Consider the following 1762-nt stretch of genomic DNA (forward strand, 5'->3'; position numbering starts at 1 on the left):
CTTAGGGCTTGCAGAGAATTAACACGCTGAGTTGATCTTGTGCGTGATGGCGCCTGCGCTGATGGCGTAGGTGGTGAGGTCTGCTGCGGTGTAGAGGCGCTTGGGCACGGGCGTGATCGTGTAGTCGGCCTGTTCGAGCAGGGGCCGGACCTGGCGGATGGCGCGGTTGGCCGTCATCAGGGTGACCTTGAACAGATCGGCGAGGACCGCTTGGGGCAGGCCGAGACGGTGGTGCAAGACAGTGATCAGAAGGCGTTCAGAGAGGGTGAGGGAGGGGTGGCGGCCGGTCCCGGCCGCTACTCGACGTGGACCGCCACGCTGCTGGTGCAAGTCGGTTTCTCGCTGGGTATGCCGCAGCACGGTGAGCCGGTCGATGAGCTGGTCCCATTCGTTCTGCGGCAGTCCGGTCAGGGTGGGGTGGGTCAGCCAGGCATGGTCGTCTCGGTCACGTGGTGGTGCCGTGGCGGTGACCTTGGTGACCTCGGTGGCTGTCGGCCATGCCGGTAAAAGGGTGTAGTTCCACTCGCCGTGCCAGTCGTGGCTGGTGATGGGGAGGTCGGCCAGTTGAGCGTCGCTGATGGTGACGCCGGTGGGGTACTGCCCGGTGTCTAGTTCGGCGTGCACGGTGAGCCCGGTCGTGGTGGTGGTCGCGGCGATGCTCTGCACGACGACTTCGTGGCTGGTCAGCGGCCTGCCTCGCCAGTTCATCGTGATGTGGCAGAACAACCGGTGCTCGATGCGGTTCCATTTCGATGTGCCGGGTGGCAGGTGGCAGACCGTGATGGCCAGGCCGGTCTGGGCGGCCAGCGCGGCGAGTTCGGCCTTCCACGCGCGGGTGCGGTATCCGTTCGAGCCACCCGCGTCCGCGGTGATCAGCAACCGGCGTGCGTCTGGATAGGCGCTCTGGCCGGCGCCGTTCCACCAGCGGCGGATGGATTCCACGGCGAACGCGGCGGTGTCGTGGTCGGTGCCGACATTGACCCAGCCGCTATCGGCGGCCAGGTCGTAGATACCGTACGGGATGGCCTTGCCCAGCTGCGCATCCAGGAAGTCATGGGTGGCGACCGCGACCGGCTGACCTGTGGGCCGCCATTCCCTCCCGGCGTTTTTGAACGCGCCGATGAGCTCCTTCTTCTTGGTATCGACGCTCACCACCGGCTCCCCAGCCGCCTGGTACTGCTTGATCTGCTCATTGATGTAGCGGAACTGGGCATCGCGATCCGGATGCCGCTTGCCTTCCAAGGTCTTGGTGTTGGCTTGCAGGCTGAACCCCTCCTGACGCAACAGATCGGCGACGGTATCGGCGCTGACCTTGTGCCCCTGCCGGGTGAGCTCCGCGGCGAGCTTGCGGGTCGAGGTGGTCGTCCACCGCAACGGCGACATCGGATCCCCGCGCATGTCCGGCTCGACCAAAGCCAACAGCGCCGGACGCAGGTCCGGATCGAGATCGGCCACCCGCTTGCGCCCACCACCAGGGCGACGTACCCGACCCAGCGGCTCCTGCCCCGACTCCAATTCCTGCACCCCGGCCGATACCGTCGCCTCGCGAACCCCGGCGGCCCTGGCCACCGCCCGGATCCCACCATGCCCCAACGCGCGGGCTTCGGCCCCCAGCAGCAACCGCCGCTGCCGCTCATCCAGATGCGGAAAGACCGCTTCGAACTTCGCCGCCAGCATCGTCACCGTCTCTGCCGCCACGCCCATACCACAGCAACGATCGACAGCCCCGAAAGCTACGGGTTATTCCCCTGCAAGCCCTTAG

1 protein-coding gene is annotated in these 1762 nt (G+C 66.5%); it reads right to left on the reverse strand.

Translation table 11 applies throughout. From position 1 onward, the window contains the following. Positions 1–18: 18 nt before the first annotated feature. A complete protein-coding gene (locus tag ABN273_RS59105) occupies positions 19–1704 on the reverse strand; it encodes an ISAzo13 family transposase (protein WP_502911361.1) in 1686 nt (561 codons plus the stop codon). Positions 1705–1762 lie beyond the last annotated feature (58 nt).

It is taken from the genome of Nonomuraea sp. B19D2 (genome assembly GCF_040137845.1).
Lineage (GTDB): Bacteria > Actinomycetota > Actinomycetes > Streptosporangiales > Streptosporangiaceae > Nonomuraea.

What these genes read in the sequence shown, in the direction of transcription:
- ABN273_RS59105 (WP_502911361.1), bottom strand. Translation starts at nt 1,704, where the DNA reads ATGGGCGTGGCGGCAGAGACGGTGACGATGCTGGCGGCGAAGTTCGAA.